The following is a 25,538-nucleotide window of genomic DNA, read 5'->3' as shown; positions in this document are numbered from 1 at the left end:
AATAAACATACAATGAACAAAGATTCAATAGGACAATACGAGAACAGATATACTGTGTATACCTATTCGGTTCCAGAGCTTGGACTTATAGAATTCCGTCCCTTACAACTTGAAACAGACGCTATAACAATTCATGATTGGGTTAACCGTGACTATGCCAAATATTGGGGACTTCTTGGGAAAAATCTGGAAGAAATCAAAAAAGAATACAAAGTGATCCAACAACATTCAGAAGTGTTCATAGGATTGGTGAACGGAACCATTTCTTTCATGCTTGAACGCTACGATCCTCGCAAAGACAGTATCGGAAACTATTATCAAGTCAAAGAGTATGATTGTGGTATTCACGTAATTGTCGCACCAGCAGAAATTCCGAAGAAAAACTTCACTTGGCATATCTTTTCAAGTATAATGAAGTTCATCTTCAATGATCTTACCGTACAACGAATTGTGGTCGAACCCGATATTCGAAACCAGAAAATGTTTGACATCTGTCACCGAGTCGGTTTTGTTGAGGATCAAATTATAAAACTCCCCCATAAAACTGCTAAACTGGCATTCTGCACCAGAGAACAGTTTATAAAAAAAGTAGGTTTATTTAACGTAAAAGACTCTCGTATGCAATACAACGAACAAATAGAAACTCCCGAAAAAGCAATTCAACATATCGACTCGAAGAGTTGGAACAAAGCCAATCTGCTCTTGGTAAAAAAAGCCATTTGTGAATTCTCTCACGAGCTTTTAATTGCACCCAAAATCATAAATGAAAACGGAAATTGGAACAATTATGTACTGATTACTGATGACGAATCCATCGAATACCATTTTAAATCACAATTACTGGCTTTAAATCATTTGGCAATCGATGAAAATTCAATAATCAAAAGGAAAAACAATGAAGTAGTTACAATAGATGCTGTAGATTTTATCCTGGAATTCAAAAAAAGTATTGGAATATCCGAGGATATAATTCCATCCTATATTGAAGAAATCATCAGTACGCTTTACGGAAGTGCTTACAAATTGGTGAAAAACAATCCACCAGCCCATGCATTGGCAAAAGCCGATTTTCAAACGATTGAGCAAGCCATGTCGGAAGGCCACCCTGGTTTTGTGGCCAACAACGGTCGCATAGGTTTCAATAGCATGGATTATAAAGCATTCACTCCTGAAACTGGCAATCCATTCCAAATCATTTGGTTGGCCGGACACCGCGACCGAACAGTATATGCCGGAACTCAAAAACTGGATTATGATACTTTAATCCAACAGGAATTAGAGGCCACAACAAGGGAAAAATTCAATCAAATAATAATCAGTAAAGGAGCTGAACCCAAAGACTATTATTTCATACCAGTGCATCCTTGGCAATGGTTCAACAAACTGGCCAATTTGTTTTCTCCCGAAATAGCTAAAGGCAAATTAATCTGTTTGGGCTATAGTTCCGATTTGTACCAAGCGCAGCAATCAATCCGAACGCTTTTTAATGTAAGTCATCCGCAAAAATTATACACCAAAACTTCTCTTTCCATACTTAATATGGGATTCTTACGCGGGCTTCCTGTGTATTACCTGGGAACAGCACCAGAAATGGCAGAATGGTTAGCGCAGCTTTTAGGAAATGATATATACTTGCAACAGGTTAATTTCGGAATGCTAGGTGAAGTGGCTTCAGTAAGTTATGTTAATCCGTATTTTGAAAGCTTCGGAAAACACAATCCCTACAACAAAATGATCGCTTCTCTCTGGCGTGAAAGTCCGGTGGCTTACCTAAAAAACGGACAACAATTAATGACGATGGCTGCTTTCTTGCATATTGATGTTGATGGAAATGCTTTACTACCGGAAATCATCAAAGCGTCCCCACTCTCCACTGATGAATGGCTGTATGAATACTTCAAAGTATATTTAACGCCGTTATTGCATTGTTTCTATCAATACGATTTAGTGTTCATGCCGCATGGCGAAAACTTAATTATCGGTTTGGAAAATCATGTTCCGGTGCGTTCCTTCCTAAAAGACATTACTGAAGAAGCGGTAATTCTTAATCCTGAAGTCGAAATTCCAAAAAACATCGACCGAATATATGCCGAAGTACCAGAAGAGGTAAAACTGCTGTCAATTTTTATCGATATATTCGACGGATTCTTCCGATTCATGTCGGCTGTTTTAGTAACAACTAAAGGCTACAATGAAAATCGCTTCTGGGAACTGGTTGCTTTATCCATCACCGATTATCAAAAAGCGCATCCGCATCTTGCCGATAAATTTGAACGTTACGATTTGTTTGCTCCAGATTTCGAACTCTCCTGTTTAAATCGCCTGCAATTGAACAATAACAAAACGATGATCGATCTCGATGATCCGGTAGCACTACTTCAATTCCAAGGGAGATTGTCAAATCCTGTAGCTCCTTATAAATCGGTAATCCTTCCAACTGAAAGTATATGATAAATGATGTAAAAACCGAAACATCTCCTGTGGTGTTCGTAAAAACTGTTCCTGGATTGGGTGTCTTCGAATTGCGACCGTTCGATTTGAATAACGATATCTTCGAAATTCATCAATGGGTGAATCAATCCTATGCAGTCTATTGGGGTATGAATGGTTTCTCAATTGAAGAAGTGCGAGAAGCCTATGAAAGAATTGTATCTCACACCACGGTGTACATGGGATGGCACAACGGGAAACGTGCTTTCCTTATGGAAAGTTATCTTCCAGAAAACGACTTGATTGGTTCATTCTACACCGTCGAACCCGGCGATCGAGGGATGCATATCTTGGTAGCTCCTACCTCCGACCCTCGTAAAGGTTTTACTTGGACGGTCTTTTGCTTGATACTGGATTTTATCTTTAGTGATGCAACAGTACAACGTATTGTCGTAGAACCGGATGCGCGCAATCATAAAATTCATGTCTTAAACCAAAAAGCCGGATTCGTGTTTCAAAAGTATATCGATTTACCCCATAAAAAAGCACGCCTTGAATTTTGCACTCGAACCAATTATTACCTAGCATTACAACACATCGAATCATGAAACCAATAGTTACACCTCATATAACAGAGAGTATTCAACATCTTAGCCCGGAATTTTGGAACCATGCAAACCGTATTTTAATCCGTAAGGCATTGTCCGAATTCGCTCACGAACTTTTAATAACTCCGGAATACAACGAAATGCAAAAAGGATATCAACTGGAAACGCCTAACCAAAACGCGCGTTATTTCTTTTCTGCCAAATTACAGGCGCTGAATCATTGGTGTATTGACACTCAAAGTATTCAAAAAAGGAATTCGAATGGGGAAAACTTACCGTTGAATCTATTGGATTTTATAGTTGAATTTAAAGATCAATTGAATATAAGTGATACGCTGTTACCTAACTATTTAGAAGAAATCAATAGCACTCTTTATGCTACTACCTATAAATTAGCGAATGCAAAGTATTCTTCGGAAGATTTAGTTACCGCCGATTACCAAACCATAGAACATGCTATGACCGAAGGACATCCGTGTTTCCTTGCCAATAGCGGTAAAAATGGTTTCAACGCATTGGACTTTGCTCATTATTCGCCTGAGGCAGATGCGCCAATTCAATTGATCTGGTTGGGCGGACATAAAAGTCGTGCTACATTTAGCGCCATTGATTCGATTACTTATGAAAAAATAATCGGTCAGGAATTGGATGTGGATAGTTTCCATCAATTTCAAAAAATCATTACCGATAAAGGGTGTAATGCAAATGACTATTATCTATTTCCTGTTCATCCATGGCAATGGTTCAATAAATTGAGTCTGATTTTCACCAATGATATCGCGAATCACTTTTTAATTCCTTTAGGTTATGGAAAAGACTATTACTCGGCTCAACAATCGATTAGAACTTTCTTCAATAGTAGTAAACCGAAGAATTGTTACGTTAAAACCGCACTATCTGTTATCAACATGGGCTTCATGCGGGGTTTGTCTCCGTATTATATGGAAAGTACTCCAAGTATTACACAATGGGTAGCCAATGCTGTTGAAAATGATGTTTACTTGCAATCCAAAGGTTTTACACTATTGGGTGAAATAGCCACTTTGGGTTACCGCAATCTTCAATTTGAACCTTTGGGAAGAGCCATTCCGCACAACAAAATGTTAGCCACGCTTTGGCGCGAAAGTCCATTAAACAAACTTAATGAAAAGCAACAATGCATGACTATGGCGGCGCTTTTACACGTAGATGCGAATGGCGAACCTTTGGTAAAACATCTCATCAAAGCTTCAAAACGCACTGCAAATGATTGGATTAGGGATTATCTAGATGCCTATCTGGCACCATTATTACATTGCTTCTACGCGCATGAAATGGTTTTCATGCCGCACGGCGAAAATCTGATTCTAGCCTTGGAAAACCATTCGGTACAATTGGTATTCATGAAAGATATTACGGAAGAAGTCATGGTATTCAACCCTAAATCGCCTTTGCCGGAAAAAGCAAAACGCATTCACATTGAAATGCCTGAAAAGTTAAAAACACTATGCATTCAAAACGACATTTTTCAGCACTTTTTCCGGTTTCTGTCTTCTATTTTAGACGAACACAAAGTGCTGGAGGAAAAGCAATTCTGGAATCTTGTTTCGGAATGCATTAGTAACTACCAACAAGAACATCCGCAATATCAGGAATTGTATAACAAATATGATTTGTTTGCCACAACATTCGATTCGTGTTGCCTGAATCGCCTACAATTGAAAAACAACAAACAAATGCTGGACTTAACAGCACCAACAGACAGTTTACAGTTTGTAGGCCAATTAACAAATCCGGTACAACCAATAGAAATCTTAACCTAATTCGCTTTCGTTGTACATTTCTAAAAGCTTGGTAACGGTATTCCAATTGCGCATGGTTGCCGTTACATTGAGCTTTTTCTCTATATACTTCTGGTCAAAACGGGTCTTCCCTGCTCCTACTGCATACTTGACATAGATTCTGTTTTTGTCAATCACGGCTTCATCTGGCTTTACCTGACTCATCTTCAAATCGTGAATGCTGTTCTCGTTCAATTCTTTGGAGATAAAAGTGAAATAGAGCTTTTTGGTATCGGCGTCTTTTTCTTTCAAATACGGATTATTATGCTGACAGGCTTCTAAATCTTCTTTAGTAACCACTATAATCGGAACATCATAACCCCATTCTTTGAAAATTTCTTGCTTGATTCGGAAACCAACTGTCGGCCCGTGGGCTTCTTCACTATCCACAAATACATTACCGGATTGGATATAAGTTCTCACATTCTGAAATCCCATGCGTTCCAACAATCCTTTCAGATCGTCCATTTTAATCATATTGTGCCCGGAAACATTAATGCCGCGAAGCAGTGCTAAGTGTGTAATCATTGTTTTAAATCGTTGCGCATTACGTCGATATTCTTGCGTAATGGTGAATTCGTAGAAGTAATATGTGAAAGTGCTTCTTTTGCCCATTCTTCGAACTTCTCAGCGTCTTTTTTGACAAAATAACCTTCCATTATGTAATAAGAAGCATCGTCCAAGTGCTTGAGAGACGTTATTTTTTTCATATCGGAAAAAGCAACTGTTGCATCCTCTAATTGACCTTCTTTGGCCAAAGCAAAAATAAATTCTTTGTAAAATAACGGATCGTTATTTCCTTTTGAAATTTCAGGCTGAAGCAAACCGATAACTTTCTTAAAATCACCATTATCATTAAAGGAATAAACCAATTCATACAACAGGTTTTTGGCATTCGGATTGATTTTCTGTGCCTTTTCCAAAAGCGGAATTGCCAGTAAACTAGCACCAATATGATTATAGTGTGATGCTCTTAGCACCAAATCCTCTGACTCATCAGCTACAACTATTGATTTCATAAACACAGGCTGGCTTGTTATGCCCAATTCCTTGAATTTCGCTTCGGGAATAACCGCACAAATAGCATCAAATTGCTGGATTCTGGATATTACTTTACTGATACTGCTTTTGGGTTGCGGTATAAACTTACCGTCTTTAGCTATCTTGAATTTTTTTTCGGAATGAAAGCTAAAACCGGCATCTCTATCGATGTAAACATAACCCAAAGCATAAACCGAATCTTTCTCTTTTAGAGGATAAGTAACCCATTTATTCTCACATTCATAAATCTTATTCTTAAACTCAAGTAGATTATTTTGTGCAGCGGTTGAGGTGATCACAAAAAATAAAAATGCTTGGATAATTGGCTTCATCGTATAAATTTTAAACAAAAATAACGAATTCACTTCTAGCATTATTGCCAATAGCCAATAAAAACCAAGTAATCACTATTGAACGGCTACGCCAAACGAAAAAACTACTTCCTATACTCGCTCCTTTTTTCAATCAAAAAGGCAATCACATCCAAAGTATTGTTTTGAGGAACAGGTATCGATGCAAAATCTTTACTGCAGAAATCAATAAAATCGGGGATTTCTCGCTCTTCCAAATGCAACGTATTGATAAAGAAATCCTTCGAAAAATCGGAAGCTACATGACTTCGAAATGCTTCGACCGCCTCTTTCTTGCGTTTCTTTTCACTTTTATCTTTGAATAATACCAATATCTTTTCACCAACCTTCACAAAATCAATTCCATTTACGGTCTCTCCAGTGTAAACACCTATCGGTTTAGGTCGGTCTTGTTCCTTCTCTATTTTTTGATAGTACAAAGCATCACTACTCACATCCACATTCAGTTCGGCTTCTTTCTTAACTTCCACTTCTTTCAACTCAATCGTCTTTTTGGCCAATTCAATACGAAAAGGATTAGACATAAAGTCTTTTTCATCCAATTTGACCTTTTTTAACTGAAAGTGTTCCGAATACACAATCAATTCATCATTGGTGGCAGCCTGAATACTAAATTCTCCCTTGGCATTGGTCTTTACCATGTTTTTATTCCGACTGTTAATGACTTCAATGGCTTTTACCGGAAAACCATCAGACAATACTTTTCCTTCAATTTTCTTTTCTTGTGCCCAAAGCATATTTCCAAACACCATGACACAAACAAAACTAATTTTAAATGGTAGCATACGAATGGATTTAAAAAAAATTAGTACTCAATAATGGCGAATAACAGAAGATTTTTCGCACTCTAAGGCTGTCTTAAGCAGACCACAACCTTACTACTACAAGTTACGAATAAATTCTTATAAATTGCAATCCTTATTTTAGTATTTCATTTTATTATCTTTGCGCCATGGGAAGAAAACAAACAAAGAAAGTCGTATTCGAAAACGTAAAAGTCCTTGATGCAGGTGCAAAAGGCGTTTCAGTAGCAAAAGCCCCGGAAGGGCAAGTAATATTTATCCCGAACGTAGTACCGGGAGATGTAGTCGATGTACAAACCTTTAAAAAACGTAAATCGTACTTTGAAGGAAAAGCCATCAAATTCCATAGCTTTTCAGAACACCGCGTAGATCCGGTTTGTAATCACTTCGGCGTATGTGGCGGTTGCAAATGGCAAAACATGAACTACAGCCAACAATTGCATTACAAACACCAAGAGGTATTCAATAACCTTAAACGTATCGGTAAAATCGAATTGCCGGAATTCGAACCTATCCTTGGCTCTGAAAAACAATTTTTCTATCGCAATAAAATGGAATTCGGTTTCTCGTCTTCTCGCTGGATGACACAAGAAGAAGTAGAGAGCGGTGCCGAATTGGACAATAAAAATGCCGTAGGTTTCCACATCCCTAAAATGTGGGATAAAATCCTAGACATCCAAAAATGCCACTTGCAACAGGATCCTTCCAATGCCATCCGTAACGAAATCAGAAGCTTTGCCAACGAGAACGGATTGTCGTTTTTCAATCCGAGAAACCACGAAGGTTTACTAAGAACATTAATGATTCGCACGGCATCAACCGGCGAGTTAATGGTGTTAATCCAATTCTTCGACAACAATAAAAAAGAAATCGAACTGGTAATGAACTTCTTAGCAGAACGTTTTCCTGAAATTACCTCGTTGCAATACGTAATCAACCAAAAAGCAAACGATACACTCTACGATCAAGAGATCATCCTTTTCAAAGGGAGAGATTATATTTTGGAAGAAATGGAAGGATTACACTTCAGTATCAATGCGAAATCCTTCTACCAAACCAACTCGGAACAAGCTTACGAACTGTACGCTATCACAAGAGAATTCGCGGGATTAACAGGTAACGAGCTAGTTTACGATTTATACACCGGAACAGGTACTATCGCGCAATTCGTTTCCAAAAAAGCGAAAAAAGTAATCGGTGTGGAAGCGGTTCCTGAAGCAATCGCTGATGCCAAAGAAAATGCAAAACGCAATAACATTACCAATTGTGAGTTCTTTGTAGGAGACATGAAAAATGTGTTCAACGACGATTTCATCGCTGCGCACGGTCACCCGGATGTCATCATCACTGATCCACCCCGCGATGGTATGCACGCCGATGTAGTAAAACAAATCTTGAGCATCGCTCCGGAAAAAGTGGTGTATGTGAGTTGTAACTCGGCAACACAAGCGCGTGACCTTGCCCTAATGGATGAAATGTACAAAGTAACTCGAGTGCGCCCGGTAGATATGTTCCCGCAAACGCATCATGTGGAAAATGTTGTACTTTTAGAAAAAAGATAATCTAGTTTTATGAAAAAGTTGTTACTGGTTCTTGTTTTTGCCACCACTATATTCTCGCTATGGAATTGTGAAAAAGACGATATCTGCGAAGAAGGTACGCCTACCACACCGCGTATGATCATCGAATTTTACGACAATAACAATCCTACCGCTTTGAAAAGTGTAACCGATCTAAAAGTAATTGCCGATGGGGAAGCCAATGGAATCGTTTTCAATGAAAATGCTACCGGTGACGAAAAATACCGCTTCAACGGAAATAAACTGCAATTGCCTTTAAAAACTACCGCCGATTTCGTAAAGTATTCTTTCATTATTAATGAGGGGAATGCGAACACTGCTTTAACGAATACCGATGGTATCGACATCAATTATACGCGAGAAGATGTGTACATTTCTAGAGCGTGCGGATTCAAAACGGTATTCGAACTCACCAATCCCAACGGAATGGTACTCAACCCGGACGCGCTCAACTGGATTGAAGAAATTACGGTACAAACCAATACTATTGCCAACGAAAATGAAGTCCATGTCAAAATCTATTTTTAACCTGTTATTCCTTTTTTGTACTGTAGCAGGTGTTGCACAGGACGCTACCAAAAAAGAACAACCGAAAACCAATGCCAATGATTCGGTGGTGAAAACCGAAAAATACGGTTTGCGTATCGGGGCCGATCTTTCCAAATTAGCTCGTAGCCTCTACGATAAAGACTATAAAGGCCTAGAATTGGTGGGTGATTTTCGCGTAACCAAAAAAATGTACCTTGCGGCCGAATTAGGAAACGAAAATAAAACCACCGACGACGATCGCCTGAATTTTACAACGAAAGGAAGCTACCTGAAAGTGGGTCCGGAATGGAACTTCTACCAAAACTGGCTCGATATGCAAAACTCAATCCACCTGGGATTTCGCTATGGGGTGAGCTCTTTTAGCCAAGAACTTAATAGTTATAAAATCTATGATCCTTCGGGCTACTTCCCTCCTAATTCCGATGTGATTGCAGGAAAAAAATACGAGGGGCTGTCTGCCCATTGGACCGAAGTCGTAGCGGGTATGAAAGCAGAACTTTTCAAGAACTTCTACGCCGGATTCAGTGTGCGTATGAATTATTTGGTTACCGATAAAAAACCGGACAATTTCGATAATCTTTATATACCGGGCTATAATCGTACCTACGATGGAAAATTCGGTGTGGGATGGAATTACACCCTAACATATTCGATTCCAATCTATAAAAAGACAACAAAAACGAGCACGAAACCCCAAAAAACAGCTCCTAAAGCCAAAAAGTAAGCTTTACGTCTAGTGTAGAACGTCTTAGGTCAACTGCAAAATGGCTTAGACCAACTGCAAAATGCCTTAGGTCAAGTGAAAATTAGCTTAGGTCAAGTGAAAAATGGCTTAGACCGAATGCAAAATGGCTTAGACCAACTGCAAAACGCCTTAGACCAACTGCAAAATGGCTTAGACCGAGTGCAAAACGCCTTGGGTCAACGGCAAAATGCCTTAGGTCAAGTGAAAAACGCCTTGGGTCAACTGCAAAATGGCTTGGGTCAACGGCAAAATGACTTGGAACAAGTAAAGTAAGGCTTGGATGAAGAAAAGTAAGCCTTGGAACAAGCGAAGTAAGGCTTGGAACAAACAAAGTAAGCCTTCGAACAAGCGAAGTAAGCCTTGATCAAAAAAAGTAAGCCTCGGAAATAACAAAAAAAGCCACAACTAATGTGGCTTTTCTTTTAAAACGTATCCTATCAGTAATTGGTCTTTACTTTAATTCTTTAAGTCCTTTAGTAAAAATCCATTTCATAAAAAGTCGCTCTCCATCTCTAGTCTTAACTGCTTGAAATTTAGGCGATAAAATGGTACCCACTACTAAAGCGGTCAATGGAATCCACAACCCTTCCAAATGGGTATAGGTTGCAATTAGATAGCGCAACGGGAAAAAGAATACTGCAAAACCTAACAAATTGTAGATAAATGCTTTGGTACTTTTATTCATAATCTATTATTTGTCATTCCCGCGCAGGCGGGAATCTATTTATTTTAATTTGATTCCTCTGATTTGGAATTTGGAATTTAGTTATTGGAATTTAGTCATTGGAATTTGGAATTTATTCCTCTGATTTGGAATTGGAATCCTGAAACTTCGCTCTCTTACTCCCTGCATACATCTCATACTTCACCAAACGGGCTTCCAGCTTACCGTTAAACAATTTAATCTTACGGGAAGGCTTCAGTCCTACATACTTCAATGCTTCTAAGTTGGCCGTAATAAACCAAGCATTGGTATTCGGGTAACTTTGTTTCAACGTATCTCCAATTTCTCTGTAAAAACGCTCCAAATGAATATCCAAACGTTCTCCATAAGGCGGATTGAAGACCATGTGCAACGGTCCTTGGTTCTCTTTCTCAGTATCAAAGAAATTACGCTCGCTAATTTTGATGTATTCCTCCAAATTGGCATTGCGGATATTGTCTTTCGCTTTCATCACCGCACTCGGCGCTTTGTCATAACCGGTAATCGTATAATGAAACTCTTTCACTTTCTTCATCAGTGAATCCATAATCTGGTCAAACAAATCGTTGTCCCAATCGTTCCACTTTTCAAAAGCAAACTCCTTACGGTTAATATTCGGCGGAATATTACATGCAATCATCGCTGCTTCTGCCAAAATAGTTCCGGAACCGCACATCGGATCGATAAAATCACAACTTCCGTCCCAACCGGACAACAACAACATTCCTGCAGCCAATACTTCATTGATTGGAGCAATATTTGTAGCGGTTTTATACCCTCTTTGGTGTAATGAATTCCCCGAAGAATCCAATGATACCGAACACTGATCGCGATCAATATGTACATTGATACGCAAATCCGGATAGTCTTTGTCAATACTCGGACGCGTACCAAACTTCGCTTTAAACTGATCCACAATCGCATCTTTACACTTTTGCGCCACAAACTGTGAATGCTTAAAATTATCCGAATGTACCGTAGTATCGATTACAAAGGTCATATTCTGGTTCATATACTTCGACCAGTCAATACCTTGAATCCCTTTATATAAACTCGCTTCGTTAAAAGCTCTGAAATTGTAAATCGGTTTTAAAATCTTCAAGGCAGTACGCAATCCCAAATTGGCTTTGTACATAAATCCTTTGTCGCCAACAAAACTAACCATACGGGTTCCAATCTCCACATTTTGAGCACCCATCTGATGCAATTCTTTGGCTAATATTTCCTCAAAACCAAATAAGGTCTTGGCTATCATTTTGAAATTATGTTCCATAATTATCTTTAAATTCCAATTTCTAAATTCCAAAAAAAGAGGGAAGAATTTTTATCTTTGATTTTGGGATTTGTTATTTTTTTAGCCCACAAAAGTACTTTAATTTATTTGGATTTTGAAATTTGTTATTTGGAGTTTACAATTTCATTGTCAAATTACTGTAAATTTGCATGTAAATTCGAATAAATGTCAGAAAACAATTCTTCACAAGCAAACAACTGGTTCGAAACCTGGTTCGACTCTCCGTATTACCACATATTATATAAGGATCGCAACGATTCTGAAGCGCAATTGTTCATGGACAATCTTACGCAATACCTGAATGTTCCCGATGAAGCTAAAATATTGGATTTGGCCTGCGGAAAAGGACGCCATGCCATCTACCTGAATCAATTAGGGTATGATGTAACGGGTGTCGACTTATCCGAAAACAGTATCGCCGAAGCATCAAAATCCAGCAACGATTCGCTCCGTTTCAAAGTTCACGACATGCGCCAACCCACCGATGAAAAATACGATGCGGTGTTCAATCTGTTCACCAGCTTTGGCTATTTTGAAAATGAGGAAGACAATTTCAAAACCTTATTGGCCATCAAGGAAAGCCTAACTGAATATGGCTTCGGTGTCATCGATTTTATGAACGCCAACTATGTCATTGACAACTTAGTACCGGAAGAAGTAAAAACGGTAGACGGTATCGATTTCCATATCCAACGTTTTGTTCAGGACGGACATATACACAAGGAAATTCGATTTGAAGATAAAGGGCAAACCTATCACTTCACCGAAAAAGTTAGAGCGTTAACCTTACAAGATTTCGAACAAATGATGGAAAAAGCCGATATTTATCTGTTGGATATTTTTGGCGATTACAAATTGCGTAAATTCTATAAAAACGATTCGGAACGTCTAATCATGATTTTTAAATAATAACTTGATAATTGATAATTGATAATTGATAATTGATAATTAACAACTTATAATTCATAACTTATAACTCATAACTTATAACTCATAACTCGTTTTATGATCTATATAATTCCTTTTTTATCAGTAGTATTCGGGTATCTGATTGCCACTTTCTTCCAACCGAAAAGCAAAAAGAAACTGAAACTCGTATTGGCGTTCAGCGGTTCCTTCCTTCTGGCATTAACCGTTTCGCATTTACTACCTGAAGTATATTCGGTTTACAATACGTCACAAAGTGCTGATCATTATCATAGTAATACAGGCATCTTTATCATGATAGGTATTGTGTTCCAAATTGTTTTGGAATACTTCTCACAAGGTGCCGAACACGGTCACGTACACGGTCACGACAAAATGAACCATATCCCATGGGCGTTGTTCATCAGTTTGTGCTTGCACGCCTTATTGGAAGGAATGCCGGTAAGCCAACACCATCACTTGGCGTGGGGAATTTCAGTGCACCACTTCCCTATCGCTATCATCTTGACCACCTTCTTAATGCAATCGCACTTGAACAAAGTATCCCGATTCATTTTTATGATGGCCTTTGCTTTAATGACACCACTAGGAACATTAATTTCAACCGATTCGAACTATCTTCTTCAATTCCAAACCGAAATCACCGCGTTTGTTATTGGTATCTTATTTCACATTTCGTCCACAATCATCTTCGAAAGTAGCGAAGGCCATAAATTCAACATGGCCAAACTGTCCGCTATCATCTTGGGAATTGTACTGGCGTATTTTATGTAAAATAATTGGGGCGTGACCACAAGGGTCGGGCTATCCGTTGCAATCTTTTTACCATGCTCCGCTAGCGCTTCTCATGAAAAAGGATTTCCACTGCTATCCCTCACGCAAACCAAAAACTTTGTAACTTTAAACTTTATAACATTACAACATAAACAATGTCTTTCACAAAAACCACCGAGCAATCCTCAAAATACGAGCATTTAGAACAAATGTCGGTTCATGACTTATTGACGAACATCAACAACGAAGACAAAACCGTTCCATTAGCTGTAGAAAAAGCGTTACCGCAAATTGAAGCTGTTGTGACTAAAGTAGTCGATCAAATGAAAAAAGGCGGCCGTTTGTTTTATATCGGTGCCGGAACTTCAGGTCGTTTAGGCATTGTCGACGCTTCAGAATGCCCGCCCACTTTCGGTGTACCTTTCGACTTGGTCATCGGAATCATAGCCGGAGGCGACACCGCCATACGTAAAGCGGTAGAATTCGCCGAAGACGACAAACAACAAGCCTGGAAAGATCTTCAGGAATGGAATATCAATGAAAATGATATGGTCATCGGAATTGCAGCCTCAGGAACAACGCCTTATGTAATCGGTGGATTGGAAAAATGCAACGAAAATAATATTGCTACAGGTTGTATTACGTGTAATCAAGGTAGTCCGCTAGCACAAACGGCTCAATTACCAATCGAAGTCGTGGTTGGCCCTGAATTTGTTACCGGAAGTAGCCGCATGAAAGCCGGAACTGCTCAAAAATTAGTATTGAATATGATTTCTACAGCTGCCATGATCCAATTAGGCCGCGTGAAAGGCAATAAAATGGTCGACATGCAATTGAGTAATGTGAAATTAATCGACAGAGGCGTTCGCATGATCATGGACGAAATTCCGGTTAGCTACGAAGAAGCTGAAAAATTACTGAAAGAACACGGTAGCGTTAGAAAAGCTGTGGAAAGTTATAAGTTATGACCCGAGCCGAAAGCGAACGGAGCGAAGCTCGTTATGAGTTATGAGTTATGAGTTATGAGTTATAAGTTATAATAATGATTAAATTTCTAACAATCTAACAATTTAATAATCTAATAATCTAACAGTCTAACAGTCTAATAATCCAATAATCCAACAATCTAATAATCTAAAAATCCAAATGTCCACCAATAAAGTAGTACTATACAAAGGAATAAAATGGATGGGATATGCGCTACCGCTCCTATTCATAGGACCTTCCCTAATTCACATGTCGTTTAAAAACCAACAGCATCCTATGTACATCCCTATTTTGAGTTTGGGCATACTGTTGTGTGTACTGTCAATATTCCTTATATTTAAAGGTTTAAAAACGATAATGAAAAGCTTATTCGATGGAAACTAATACCATTTACCTGGAAAGTGTAAAAAAGCAAATGCTGTATTACAAAACGATTGCGGAAAGAGCAATGGAACAACTGGAAGACGAGCAACTCTTTTTTTCTGCCAATGAAGACACCAACAGCATCGCAATTATTATCAAACACATGGCCGGTAATATGTTGTCTCGTTGGACCGATTTCTTAACTTCCGACGGTGAAAAAGAATGGCGCAACCGAGACGGTGAATTTGAAACAGGTTCAGAAAGTAAGGAAGAACTTTTGCAACTTTGGAAGAAAGGATGGGATTGTTTCTTTACTGCCATCAATTCGCTTCAACCCGAACAATTGTCGCAAATTATTTATATCCGTAATGAAGGCCAAACTGCCATGGATGCCATTAACAGACAATTGGCGCATTATCCTTACCATATCGGGCAAATTGTTTTTTATGCCAAAATGCTAAAAACATCCGAATGGAATAGTTTGTCCATCCCTAAAAATAAATCCAACGATTACAATGCTGATAAATTCTCTAAAGAGAAAAGTGTTCGCCATTTCACCGATGACGAATTGAATAAATTACAAAAATAACGCTTGGCATTCGTAAACAGCTCCAAATACAATGAAAAAAACACTTCTCCTATTCAGTCTTTCTCTAGCTTCTTGTTATCAACAAGAACGCAACTGCAGCGATTTTAAAACTGGTAAATTTGAGTTCACACAAGAAATTGAAGGCAAAAAAATGACTTCGGTTTTTGAACGTAATGATTCGATCCAAATCGAAACGTTTAACGGAAAAACCGATACAGCCAGTGTGCGATGGATTAATGATTGTGAATATATTTTGGAAAAACTGCATCCTAAGAATAGGCAAGAGAAAAAATCCATCAATATTAAAATACTGACAACCAACAAGAACCAATATTTATTCGAATATTCGTTTGTCGGCGAAGCAAAAAAACAAAAAGGAACTGTAACAAAAATTAAGTAGTTCCGTATAACTTAAAAATTCAAACAAATCTTATGGAAATTCTAATGAACCCTGATGCATGGATTGCATTATTGACATTAACCTTTTTAGAAATTATTTTAGGTATCGACAACATCGTTTTCCTATCTATCGTATCCGGAAAATTAAGAGCTGAAGACCAACCTAAAGCAAGAAGAATCGGATTGTTATTAGCCATGGCATTCAGAATCATCCTTTTATTCGGTATTACATGGGTAATGAGCCTGAAAAAATCATTCTTTGATTTCGATTGGGGATTTGTAGCCGGTGGAATTTCCGGACAAAGTTTAATCGTATTTGCGGGTGGATTATTCTTACTTTATAAATCGGTTTCTGAAATTCATCACAAATTAGAAGGTGAAGAAGAAGGTACTGCGGGGAAAGCAAGTAATTCTCTTTCTGGTGCTATTATTCAAATTGCGTTATTGAATATCGTATTCTCTTTCGATAGTATCTTGACGGCTGTTGGTTTAGTAAGTTCTGCTGAACCACCTGCTGGTTTTGGTCCTGCTGGTGCATTGGAAATCATGGTGGGTGCGATCATCATTTCAATTGTTATCATGTTAATCTTTGCTGGTCCGGTTTCGAAATTCGTTAACGAACATCCAACTATTCAAATTTTAGGATTGTCTTTCTTAATCTTAATTGGTGTAATGTTATTGGCTGAAGGATCTCACCTAGCTGAATTGAAATTCTTCGGCGGAACAGAAGTACATAGTATCCCTAAAGGTTATTTATATTTTGCTATTTTCTTCTCTTTATTTGTGGAGTTCTTGAATTTGAGAATGAAGAAAAAAGGAAGCCCTGTACAATTACACAATAACAAAATCATGGACAGCAAGTTGGCTGACGATGATATCACCAATTAAAAAAAGCATATGAAATTAAAGTTAGCAATTGTTGCCACTTTTTGCTTGTCGTACATGGGTTACGCACAAGAAGAAAAACCTATCGAATTCAGTAAAGAAAATATGCTGAAAGAATTGGCTGAAAATGCTTGTAAATGCATTGATTCTATCCCAACGGATATCAAAAGAGATTCGATGACTGCTGCAATGAATAAATGCATCGACGATAAAGTTGGTGCCTATATGCTTGCTTCGAAACTAGGAAACATTAAAGATTTGGAAGCAAAAGCAAAAGAAGTAGATGGCAAAAAGGAAATTGATATTTCCATCAACTTCGACCCTTCTTCTAAAGAATACAAAGAGGCTTATTATGAATTGGAACGCCATTTGGTAGACAATTGCCCAGCAGTTAAAGCCAAATTAGCATCCAACGATTATGATACATCATCACAAGGAGCCAATTCGGAAGCCATCAAATATTATAATTTAGGATTGAAGGAATCCCAAAATGAAAATTATGCAAAGGCGGCTGAATATTATAAAAAAGCAACCGTTTTTGATCCTAATTTTGCTTTTGCCTTTGATAATCTTGGTCTTACTTACCGCAGACTGAATCAATTTGACAAAGCAATTGATGCGTATGAAAAATCATTAAAAATAAATCCCAACGGAATGATGCCACTGCAAAATATTGCCATTGCTTATCAATACAAAGAAGAGTTTAAAAAGGCAATAAAAGCGTATGAAAGAATGGCAAAAATTGACCCTAAAAATCCGGAAGTATTTTATGGTATTGGACAAATTTATGCAGTAAACCTTTCTGATAACGAAAAAGCACTCGACAATTTATGTCAAGCCTATAATATTTATGTGGAACAAAATTCACCCTATCGTACCGATGCAGAAAAATTAATCAATGTGGTGTACGGTAACTTGAAAAAAGAAGGGAAAGAAAAAGTCTTTGAAGAAATATTAAAAAAACACCACATCAAAAGTAACTAATAAAAAGCCCTGTGAATTCAGGGCTTTTTTACTATATTGCCTAAATATTTTACAATCAAAATGGATAATAATACAATTGAGAGCTTACTAGAAGCTTTAAAATATTCCCCGGATAATCTTCCGTTAAAATTTCATTTGGCCGATTCGCTTCTTAAACTCAAAAGATACGATGAAGCCGAAATCCAATTCATTGAACTAATTCGTCTTTCCAACTCGAATCAATACAAATTTGGCTTGGCACAAACCTATTTTGCTAAAAAAGAGTTTTCCAAAGCTTTGGTTATTTTGGAAGATGTTTTAGATACTGAAGAACATTTCGATAGCTTGATTCTGTTGTCTAAAATTTTACTGGAAGAAAATTCCATTCAAAAAGCACAACACTATTACCAAAGAGCACTGGACATTAATCCGGAATACAAAGACGAAGTACTCGATTCCAATTTGAGATTGGGTAACTTCGATTTGAACCTGGATGATGATGATGATGATTTTGATGATGACGACTCTAATTTTAAACAAACCTTGAGCTCCAATCAGTTTTTACAAATCTCCGACATCAATTTTAACGATGTTGGCGGTATGGAACAAGTCAAAAAAGAAATTGATTTAAAAATCATTAAACCTTTAGTACATCAGGATTTGTACCGATCGTACGGCAAAAAAATCGGTGGAGGAATTTTATTGTACGGCCCTCCAGGCTGTGGAAAAACATTTATTGCGAAAGCTACAGCAGGACAAATTCAATCGAAATTTTTTACGGTAGGCCTAAACGATATTCTGGATATGTGGATTGGAAACAGCGAAAAAAATCTTCACGGAATATTCGAAATTGCCCGTCAAAACAAACCATGTGTTTTATTTTTTGATGAAATTGACGCTTTAGGTGCAAGTCGAAGCGATATGAAGCAATCGTCATCTCGTCATTTAATCAATCAGTTTTTACAAGAATTGGATGGAATAAACAGTGATAATGAAGGTATTCTCATTATTGGTGCTACCAATACACCTTGGAATTTAGATACTGCATTTAGAAGACCAGGACGATTTGACCGAATCGTTTTCATTCCACCACCGGATGAAAAAGCCAAAGAAGCGATTCTTAAAATTAAATTGGAGAACAAACCGATTGATGCTATTGATTACCAATCGCTTTCCAAAAAATTGGAACACTTTTCGGGCGCAGATATTGAAGCGCTTATTGATATTGCTATTGAAGCAAAACTGGAAGAATCGTTCATTGATGGCATTCCAAAGCCATTAACGACTAAAGATTTATTGAATGCCGCTTCGAAACACAAACCCAGCACACAAGAATGGTTTAATACAGCCAAGAATTATGCGTTGTACGCCAATGAAACAGGATTGTACGATGAGATTTTGAAATTTTTAAAAATAAAGAAATAAGATGTTTGCAGAACAACTGGAGAAAATACAATTGCTTATCAATTCCGAACGATTTGATTTGGCTCAAAAAGAAATTAATCAGTTGCTGATTGAAAATGCAGATGAACCCTATTTGTTTTATTTGTTGTCGGCTATTAAATTTCATCAAGATGAGTACAATGAAGCCAATGAATTAATAGATAAATCAATCCATTTATACCCTGACGGCGCGTTTTATTATTATTTTAAAGCTTGCATCCAATTGGCTGCTGAAAAATACGAAGAAGTAGAACCGTTATTGCAAACTGCAATTAAAATTGATCCTCAAGATCCTGATTTTAAAGCGAAATTGGCGCAATTCAGACTTCTAAAAAAGGACTATGATGGCGCATTACAACTTGCCAACGAATCCTTAGAATTGGATCCTGAAAATATTTTAGGTCTAAATACTAGAAGTACCGCATTACTAAAATTAAATCGCAAAGAAGAATCTTTTGAAACCATTGAAGGTGCCTTGCGTGAAGATCCTGATAATTCCTACACCCATTCCAATTATGGCTGGGGTTTATTAGAAAAAGGAAATCACAAAAAAGCGCTGGAACATTTTAGAGAATCCTTAAAAAATGATCCAAACAATGAATACGCACAATCCGGAATGATTCAAGCTTTAAAAGCAAACAATATCATTTATAGAGGCTATTTAAAGTATGTGTTTTTTATGCAAAATCTTACTCAAAAGAATCAATGGATTTTCATTATCGGTTTTTATTTCTTGCAAAAAGCTTTAAGAACATTAGCTCAAACTAACACAGCACTACAACCGTATTTGACTCCAATCATCATAGTTTTAGCGGTATTTGCTTTTTCAACATGGGTAATCAATCCGTTAAGTAATTTATTATTTCGAATGAATCCTTACGCCAAATACATGCTTGACAAAAACGAAATGAAAAGTTCTAATTTTGTAGGTGTAAGCTTGATTATTTTCCTAATTGGAATTGTTAGTTATTTTATAACAGGTAATGAAAACTTTATCATCTTGGCAGGATTTGGATTTTTAATGATGGTACCTTTCGGCTCTATGTTTGCCGTTTCGAAATATAAATATGTACCACTTATTGTCACTATTGTATTGGGAACTATAGGTCTTTTGGCTGTTTTAACTGCATTTTCTTTTAATATGCCCAATAATTTGTTTACCAGCATTTTCATCATTGCTTTTATAGCTTACCAATGGCTTGCTAATTTCTTGTTAATCAAACAAAGTAATATTTAAAAAAAAGCCCTGAAAATCAGGGCTTTTTTTTAATAGTTCATTGTCAGTCCAATTCCTAATCCCATATCGCTGTCATAATGAGAGGATAGCGCAGAATATCGGTTAAGGATATATTTCATTCCAACCATATATTCTTTGTCGGTATTCACCATGAAAGCCATACGCAATCGTTTAGACAAAGGGATATCTTCTCTCATCAGTTGCATACGAAGTGTTCCATCTGTAAAGACTTCTCCCTGAAAAGTAACAAGCATTGGTAAAACATAACTTGCTCCAGCGCTAACTACAGCTCGTTTATCTTTGGTATTGTACTGTCCGAAAATATTCTTTTCGACATCATCATGTCCCATTTTTCGATACCTCCAATCAAATCCTATAAACGGCATAAACCACTGCATTTTACCAATATATCTTCCTATGTGTGTTTCGGTTTCATAGCCATGCATGTCGTTGTAACCAAGTCGCCATTCTGTTCCGAAACTCCAACGCGTATTTTGAAACATCATCATACCGTCATTTCCATTAGTTGCAAAATCATTTTCCGCCATAAAATGAAATTCACGATCATCAGCCTTTAACTTTCGATAGGCTTTTTTAGGATTGGGTAATTCAGGGTTCGGTTTTTGATTTTCGTAAGAAAAAATGCGGCCCATCCCACTCATCATATGATACAAAATATGACAATGAAAAAACCAATCCCCTTCTGCATTTGCTAAAAACTCAATGGTATCTGTTTCCATTGGCATAATATCTAGCACATTCTTTAATGGAGCAAAATCGCCCTGACCGTTGATTAAACGAAAATCATGACCGTGTAAATGCATTGGATGTCGCATCATCGAACCATTATAAAGTGTAATCCGTAGTATTTCTCCTTTTTTAACTTTTATTTTATCGGTTTCTGAAATCACTTTATTATCTAAACTCCATACATAGCGATTCATATTACCGGTAAGTTCAAAACGAAGTTCCTTAACAGGAGCATTTGAGGGCAAAGCCGTTTTAGTAGTTGATTTCAACATGGCATAATTGAGTGTCACTATGTTTGATAATTTATTGGCTTCGTAACGATGTTGTGAATGGTTGGTTTTTTCGTCCATTTTGTCCATTTTATTGCCAGTGATTTCAGGATACATCACCACATTCATATCCATTTGATTCAGACTCATGTTCATTCCCATATCGTTCAGTTCACCGTTCATTTTCATCATATCGTTCATCATCTTCATTCCCTCAAAATAATTCAATTTAGGCAGCGGTGAAACCAATTGTTTAATTCCATTACCTAAAAAAAGTGATGCCGATTGCGTTCTGTCTTCCGGAGTGGCTTGAAATTCAAAAGCGGTATCTACTGCCGGAATTTCAACCACGACATCATATGTTTCCGATACTGCAATAAGCAATCGGTCAACTTCAATCGGTTCGACATCGTTACCGTCATTAGCTACAACCGTAATTTTACCACCTGCATAGGTTAACCAAAAATTACTAGAAGCTCCCCCATTTGAAATACGTAAACGCACTTTATCTCCGCCTTTGATGTCTTTGAATTGATTTTCTGATTGTCCGTTCACGAAGAACTTTTCATAATACACATCACTCACATCCATGGCCAACATTCGCTTCCCTTCATTAGTGAGTTTTGTTTTAAATTGCCCTTCCCTGATTGCTTCAGCATAACTCTGTGTGCTTCCTTTTTTTATAGCAAACCAATCGGATGCATTATGAAGCATACGGTGTACTTGTTTCGGATTGATAGTTGTCCATTCACTTAAAATGACTGGATAGGTCGGTAAATCATCAATTCCTTTACGGAAAGTTGGATCATCTATTTTTTTATTGAAAATCAATGAACCATACATTCCTATTTGTTCCTGTAAACCCGAATGACTATGGTACCAATGTGTTCCGTTTTGTATTACAGGAAAACGATAAACATGAGTACTATGAGGTTGTATCGGCATTTGTGTCAAATACGGAACACCATCTTCTTTATTGGGTAAAAAAACGCCATGCCAGTGCATTGATGTTTCTTCCTCCAATTCATTATGTACGTATATTTCGGCAATATCACCTTCAGTGAAAGTCAATGTTGGCATCGGAATCTGACCATTAACAGCAATGGCTCTTTTTTCCTTTCCTGCATAATTCACTATTGTATCCCGCACATATAAATCATACCGAACGACCTTTTGAGCAAAGGCCGTTGATATCGATAGGAAAATTATACTATATATAAATAATCTCATTTTTTAATTAATTAACAATTGAAGTAGCATATAAGCACTCATGCCTATCATCAATGCATCTTCAATAATGGTTATTGTACTCATGGGCAAATTGAAAACAGCTCCCAAACAAGCACATTGTATTCTTTTTTTATTCAAAACCGATTGTAAAACACCTATAATACTAATAGACATTACTAAAAAAGTAATTAAATTGACGATTAACGGATTGAAATCAATCAGATACGCCATACCCAAACCTAGTTCTACAAAAGCATATACATAGGCCCAAGCTGGTATTTTTCGTGCAATTACATCGTACATTACATAACTTTCAGCAAATCCTTTCAGATTTAACAATTTAAAAAAGGAAAACACTAAAAAGAAACCAGCCATAAAATGGCGCATCCATTCCATAAAATTAAAGAAACCCGATTGCCATTGAATCAATAAAGTAACGACTGTAATAAATCCAAAAATCAGTACAATTGGTTTATAGGTTTCCAACCAAGATTTTGTTTGTTCAACTATTTCGCTATGTTCTTTAACATTAATTCGATATTTGCTGTCTTTTTCAGTCAGTGCATTTTGCAATTCTTTTAATGAAACATGTTTGTCCATTGAAATTATTGCCGAGTTAGTTTCTTTTGAAACTTCTACATTAGTTATGTTCGGTATCGAAAATAAAGCCGATTTCACTTTAGCTTCACAGCTTGAACATGTCATTCCTGTTATTTGATATTCGTGTGTCATTATTAGATAATTTTAAAAGATTAGTAATGACAAAGTTCCGAACAGATGACATAGAATGCTTTACACTATTTCGGTAATGAATTGTAATTTTTATAGTTCTTCTATCTGTTTCCGTTTCTTTTCTTTCAGTTGCTTGAAATACGTTGGAGTGAAACCTGTAATTTTTTTAAACTGATTACTGAGATACGCTACACTACTATAATTCAGTTGATATGCAATTTCACTCAAAGTCAATTCATCGTAGACCAACAGTTCTTTCGCTTTCTCAATACGTTGAAGAATAAAATACTTCTCTACAGTAATACCTTCAACTTCCGAAAAAAGATTACTCACATAATTATAATCGAGTGAAAGTCGTTCACTAATATAATCGGATAAATTACTCTTCATCTCATTGTTGCTGTGATGAACCAATTCGATTATGATTGTTTTAATTTGTTCAATCAAACGGCTTTTTTTATCATCTATCATTTCAAAACCAAATGAATCGAGTTGTTTTACGATCAACTCCTTTTGGGTATTGTCTAAAGAACCTATGATTTCTACTTCGCCCAATTCAACTGAAAGAAGGTGAAGCCCGAGTTTTTCCAACTCGGACTTAACCACCAGTTTACAACGGCTGCAAACCATATTCTTAATATAGATTTTCATTATTTCAACGTTTCCACCGTTTTTCCACAAGTTAACATCATTGAGCCATAATAAGGATTTTTGATGTTGTTTTCCTTGCTTAACCAATTCGCTCCCTTACCATCATTGGCCATCGGACAAAATTGATAATAAACCGATTCATTCAATTTATCAGATTTCATTAAGGCATATATGCTTTTAGAAAGTGTCATAAAATGATCCCTTTGATGTTTAACATCTTTAGTTTCAGAAATATGTTCAGCATCTTCAGTAAGGTTCTTTTGGATTTTCATCCAAACCATGTGTGCCTCATTTTCTAACGATTCCATTTTTACATCTTTGATGGAAGCAACCAATTCTTTAGAAAGTGAAGAAGCTTTTTCGCCATCTGAATTTACTAAAGCTTCTTTTAGTTGAAAGTAATTTTCATAAAGTTGACTCAATTGATTGGTTTCTTGTTTAACTTCAGAAGTATTGGTATGCGTATCATGTTGATGTGAGACTTCACTTGAAGTAGGTTTTACTAATTCTTTTTTAAACTCTCGTTTGTATTGACAACATTCCGGTAAGTTTGCATAGGCTTGATCTGGAGCCAAAAATGATTCGCTGTCATAACCCGCCAAAGCGATTTTCTTTAGGATTTCATCTGGATTGGTCTTTCCAGAATCATAGCTTATTGTAGCTAATTTTGTGTCTTTATTCCAATCTACAATGGCAACTCTTTTAAGGGTACCTGCTTTTTCAATTGTTTTTTCACACATTTCACAATTTCCACTGATTGTAACAGTCGTACTTTTCGCATTTTTGATTTGTGCATCACAAGCAACAGACAATAGTGATACACTCAATAATAGTGCTATATTTTGGATTAATTTTTTCATAAGTCAAAGATTTAAAGCCTTTATAAAAGCTTATAATTAGTATAAATTTAGATAAATAATTGCAAATGAGAGTGATAAAATCTTTCCCAACAGTATACAATTATGGCTAGTCGTAAATCTTTAGCTTATTTTAGGCGGTGTCCAAACCGATAGAAAGACCTTATTGGTCAAGGAAGTATAGTGAAAGTTGTCTTTCTTAACTACTACAGATACAAAGTAACTAGTAAAACTCTCAGTCGTTTTCAAAACAAATGAAGAACAACTTCCGAAAGCACTGCAATGACATTTAGAATTATCACAATTTTTGGTACAACCTTTCTCCTCATCAGAAGAATTTTTAGCACAGCAGATTTTTTCTGCAGTCTTTTTTGGAGTAATAGATTGATGAAAAGTAGAATCCATTTTCTTAGTACAAGCATAGCTATCCTGAGGCAGAATAAACATGCCGAACAAGAATACTACTATAACCGTAACTAATTTCTTTTTCATATTGTGGAACAAATATAAAAAAAGTAACAGTCGAAACTGTTACTTT

General features: G+C 36.9%; 27 protein-coding genes. 17 read left to right on the top strand and 10 right to left on the bottom strand.

The genetic code is table 11. From position 1 onward, the window contains the following. Window positions 1–12 precede the first annotated feature (12 nt). The 3 genes from ACS8MM_RS01920 to ACS8MM_RS01910 are packed head-to-tail and all read left to right on the top strand — an operon-like array spanning window position 13 to window position 4,840. Complete coding sequence (locus ACS8MM_RS01920; RefSeq protein ID WP_379712469.1) at window positions 13–2,451, top strand: GNAT family N-acetyltransferase; 2,439 nt, start codon at window positions 13–15, stop codon at window positions 2,449–2,451. Further along, window positions 2,448–3,038, top strand: a complete 591-nt coding sequence (locus ACS8MM_RS01915) for a GNAT family N-acetyltransferase (protein WP_379712467.1) — start codon at window positions 2,448–2,450, stop codon at window positions 3,036–3,038. The genes ACS8MM_RS01920 and ACS8MM_RS01915 overlap by 4 nt, the downstream gene beginning before the upstream one ends. Continuing rightward, window positions 3,035–4,840, top strand: a complete 1,806-nt coding sequence (locus ACS8MM_RS01910) for an IucA/IucC family protein (protein WP_379712465.1) — start codon at window positions 3,035–3,037, stop codon at window positions 4,838–4,840. The genes ACS8MM_RS01915 and ACS8MM_RS01910 overlap by 4 nt, the downstream gene beginning before the upstream one ends. On the opposite strand, the gene ACS8MM_RS01905 is transcribed toward ACS8MM_RS01910, so the two are convergent. The 3 genes from ACS8MM_RS01905 to ACS8MM_RS01895 form a co-directional block, all read right to left on the bottom strand. Next, window positions 4,832–5,386, bottom strand: coding sequence for a DUF1697 domain-containing protein (locus ACS8MM_RS01905; RefSeq protein ID WP_379712463.1), 555 nt, complete (start codon window positions 5,384–5,386; stop codon window positions 4,832–4,834). The genes ACS8MM_RS01910 and ACS8MM_RS01905 overlap by 9 nt on opposite strands. Next, window positions 5,383–6,231, bottom strand: a complete 849-nt coding sequence (locus ACS8MM_RS01900; protein WP_379712461.1) for a tetratricopeptide repeat protein — start codon at window positions 6,229–6,231, stop codon at window positions 5,383–5,385. The genes ACS8MM_RS01905 and ACS8MM_RS01900 overlap by 4 nt, the downstream gene beginning before the upstream one ends. A gap of 104 nt (window positions 6,232–6,335) precedes the next feature. After that, entirely contained in the window at window positions 6,336–7,055 is a 720-nt protein-coding gene (locus ACS8MM_RS01895; protein WP_379712459.1) for a hypothetical protein, read from the bottom strand. Window positions 7,056–7,222: 167 nt separating this feature from the next. Here ACS8MM_RS01895 and rlmD point away from each other — a divergent pair, with 167 nt between their 5' ends. The 4 genes from rlmD (at window position 7,223) to ACS8MM_RS01875 (ending at window position 10,220) form a co-directional block, all read left to right on the top strand. Beyond that, window positions 7,223–8,635 carry a 23S rRNA (uracil(1939)-C(5))-methyltransferase RlmD gene (gene rlmD / locus ACS8MM_RS01890; protein ID WP_379712457.1) on the top strand — a complete coding sequence of 471 codons (1,413 nt, stop codon included), beginning with the start codon at window positions 7,223–7,225 and terminating at the stop codon, window positions 8,633–8,635. A gap of 9 nt (window positions 8,636–8,644) precedes the next feature. Further along, window positions 8,645–9,181 carry a DUF6452 family protein gene (locus ACS8MM_RS01885; protein ID WP_379712455.1) on the top strand — a complete coding sequence of 179 codons (537 nt, stop codon included), beginning with the start codon at window positions 8,645–8,647 and terminating at the stop codon, window positions 9,179–9,181. Beyond that, complete coding sequence (locus tag ACS8MM_RS01880) at window positions 9,153–9,926, top strand: DUF6048 family protein (RefSeq protein ID WP_379712453.1); 774 nt, start codon at window positions 9,153–9,155, stop codon at window positions 9,924–9,926. The genes ACS8MM_RS01885 and ACS8MM_RS01880 overlap by 29 nt, the downstream gene beginning before the upstream one ends. A gap of 75 nt (window positions 9,927–10,001) precedes the next feature. Then, on the top strand, window positions 10,002–10,220 hold the full coding sequence (locus tag ACS8MM_RS01875) for a hypothetical protein (protein WP_379712451.1): 219 nt from the start codon (window positions 10,002–10,004) through the stop codon (window positions 10,218–10,220). Window positions 10,221–10,398: 178 nt separating this feature from the next. Here ACS8MM_RS01875 and ACS8MM_RS01870 read toward each other — a convergent pair whose 3' ends face one another. Together ACS8MM_RS01870 and ACS8MM_RS01865 are read right to left on the bottom strand one after the other, a co-directional pair. Continuing rightward, complete coding sequence (locus ACS8MM_RS01870) at window positions 10,399–10,632, bottom strand: hypothetical protein (protein WP_379712449.1); 234 nt, start codon at window positions 10,630–10,632, stop codon at window positions 10,399–10,401. A 112-nt stretch (window positions 10,633–10,744) separates the two neighbouring features. Then, window positions 10,745–11,923, bottom strand: coding sequence for a THUMP domain-containing class I SAM-dependent RNA methyltransferase (locus ACS8MM_RS01865; protein ID WP_379712447.1), 1,179 nt, complete (start codon window positions 11,921–11,923; stop codon window positions 10,745–10,747). A 186-nt stretch (window positions 11,924–12,109) separates the two neighbouring features. Here ACS8MM_RS01865 and ACS8MM_RS01860 point away from each other — a divergent pair, with 186 nt between their 5' ends. The 10 genes from ACS8MM_RS01860 to ACS8MM_RS01815 all read left to right on the top strand — a co-directional run bounded on the left by ACS8MM_RS01860 (window position 12,110) and on the right by ACS8MM_RS01815 (window position 20,511). Further along, on the top strand, window positions 12,110–12,853 hold the full coding sequence (locus ACS8MM_RS01860; RefSeq protein ID WP_379712445.1) for an SAM-dependent methyltransferase: 744 nt from the start codon (window positions 12,110–12,112) through the stop codon (window positions 12,851–12,853). A gap of 96 nt (window positions 12,854–12,949) precedes the next feature. Then, a complete protein-coding gene (locus ACS8MM_RS01855; protein WP_379712443.1) occupies window positions 12,950–13,645 on the top strand; it encodes a ZIP family metal transporter in 696 nt (231 codons plus the stop codon). Window positions 13,646–13,800: 155 nt separating this feature from the next. Next, window positions 13,801–14,613, top strand: a complete 813-nt coding sequence (gene murQ, locus ACS8MM_RS01850; RefSeq protein WP_379712441.1) for an N-acetylmuramic acid 6-phosphate etherase — start codon at window positions 13,801–13,803, stop codon at window positions 14,611–14,613. 178 nt (window positions 14,614–14,791) lie between these two features. Further along, on the top strand, window positions 14,792–15,016 hold the full coding sequence (locus tag ACS8MM_RS01845) for a DUF6095 family protein (RefSeq protein ID WP_379712439.1): 225 nt from the start codon (window positions 14,792–14,794) through the stop codon (window positions 15,014–15,016). Next, the gene (locus tag ACS8MM_RS01840; protein WP_379712437.1) at window positions 15,006–15,584 is read left to right on the top strand and encodes a DUF1572 family protein; all 579 of its coding nucleotides are present in this window, start codon (window positions 15,006–15,008) and stop codon (window positions 15,582–15,584) included. The genes ACS8MM_RS01845 and ACS8MM_RS01840 overlap by 11 nt, the downstream gene beginning before the upstream one ends. Window positions 15,585–15,615: 31 nt before the next feature. Continuing rightward, window positions 15,616–15,984 (top strand): DNA topoisomerase IV, encoded by a 369-nt coding sequence (locus ACS8MM_RS01835; RefSeq protein ID WP_379712435.1) that lies wholly within the window; start codon window positions 15,616–15,618, stop codon window positions 15,982–15,984. A gap of 32 nt (window positions 15,985–16,016) precedes the next feature. After that, window positions 16,017–16,871, top strand: coding sequence for a TerC family protein (locus ACS8MM_RS01830; RefSeq protein WP_379712433.1), 855 nt, complete (start codon window positions 16,017–16,019; stop codon window positions 16,869–16,871). A 9-nt stretch (window positions 16,872–16,880) separates the two neighbouring features. Next, complete coding sequence (locus tag ACS8MM_RS01825) at window positions 16,881–17,852, top strand: tetratricopeptide repeat protein (protein WP_379712431.1); 972 nt, start codon at window positions 16,881–16,883, stop codon at window positions 17,850–17,852. Window positions 17,853–17,912: 60 nt separating this feature from the next. Next, on the top strand, window positions 17,913–19,256 hold the full coding sequence (locus ACS8MM_RS01820) for an AAA family ATPase (protein WP_379712429.1): 1,344 nt from the start codon (window positions 17,913–17,915) through the stop codon (window positions 19,254–19,256). 1 nt (window position 19,257) lies between these two features. Then, a complete protein-coding gene (locus ACS8MM_RS01815; RefSeq protein WP_379712427.1) occupies window positions 19,258–20,511 on the top strand; it encodes a tetratricopeptide repeat protein in 1,254 nt (417 codons plus the stop codon). Window positions 20,512–20,540: 29 nt separating this feature from the next. Here the strand turns inward: ACS8MM_RS01815 and ACS8MM_RS01810 are convergent, their stop codons facing one another. The 5 genes from ACS8MM_RS01810 to ACS8MM_RS01790 all read right to left on the bottom strand — a co-directional run bounded on the left by ACS8MM_RS01810 (window position 20,541) and on the right by ACS8MM_RS01790 (window position 25,492). After that, window positions 20,541–22,760 carry a multicopper oxidase family protein gene (locus ACS8MM_RS01810; RefSeq protein ID WP_379712425.1) on the bottom strand — a complete coding sequence of 740 codons (2,220 nt, stop codon included), beginning with the start codon at window positions 22,758–22,760 and terminating at the stop codon, window positions 20,541–20,543. Between the two features lie 3 nt (window positions 22,761–22,763). After that, window positions 22,764–23,492, bottom strand: a complete 729-nt coding sequence (locus tag ACS8MM_RS01805) for a heavy-metal-associated domain-containing protein (protein WP_379712423.1) — start codon at window positions 23,490–23,492, stop codon at window positions 22,764–22,766. A gap of 90 nt (window positions 23,493–23,582) precedes the next feature. Beyond that, the gene (locus ACS8MM_RS01800) at window positions 23,583–24,143 is read right to left on the bottom strand and encodes a helix-turn-helix domain-containing protein (protein ID WP_379712421.1); all 561 of its coding nucleotides are present in this window, start codon (window positions 24,141–24,143) and stop codon (window positions 23,583–23,585) included. Continuing rightward, entirely contained in the window at window positions 24,143–25,003 is an 861-nt protein-coding gene (locus ACS8MM_RS01795) for a DUF3347 domain-containing protein (protein WP_379712419.1), read from the bottom strand. Before ACS8MM_RS01795 ends, ACS8MM_RS01800 begins: the two co-directional genes overlap by 1 nt. Window positions 25,004–25,123: 120 nt before the next feature. Further along, complete coding sequence (locus ACS8MM_RS01790) at window positions 25,124–25,492, bottom strand: hypothetical protein (RefSeq protein WP_379712417.1); 369 nt, start codon at window positions 25,490–25,492, stop codon at window positions 25,124–25,126. Window positions 25,493–25,538: the final 46 nt, after the last annotated feature.

Source organism: Flavobacterium sp. MAHUQ-57, from assembly GCF_051908335.1.
In the GTDB taxonomy this organism is placed as follows: Bacteria; Bacteroidota; Bacteroidia; order Flavobacteriales; family Flavobacteriaceae; genus Flavobacterium.
This window is presented reverse-complemented; position numbering and strand designations above follow the sequence as displayed.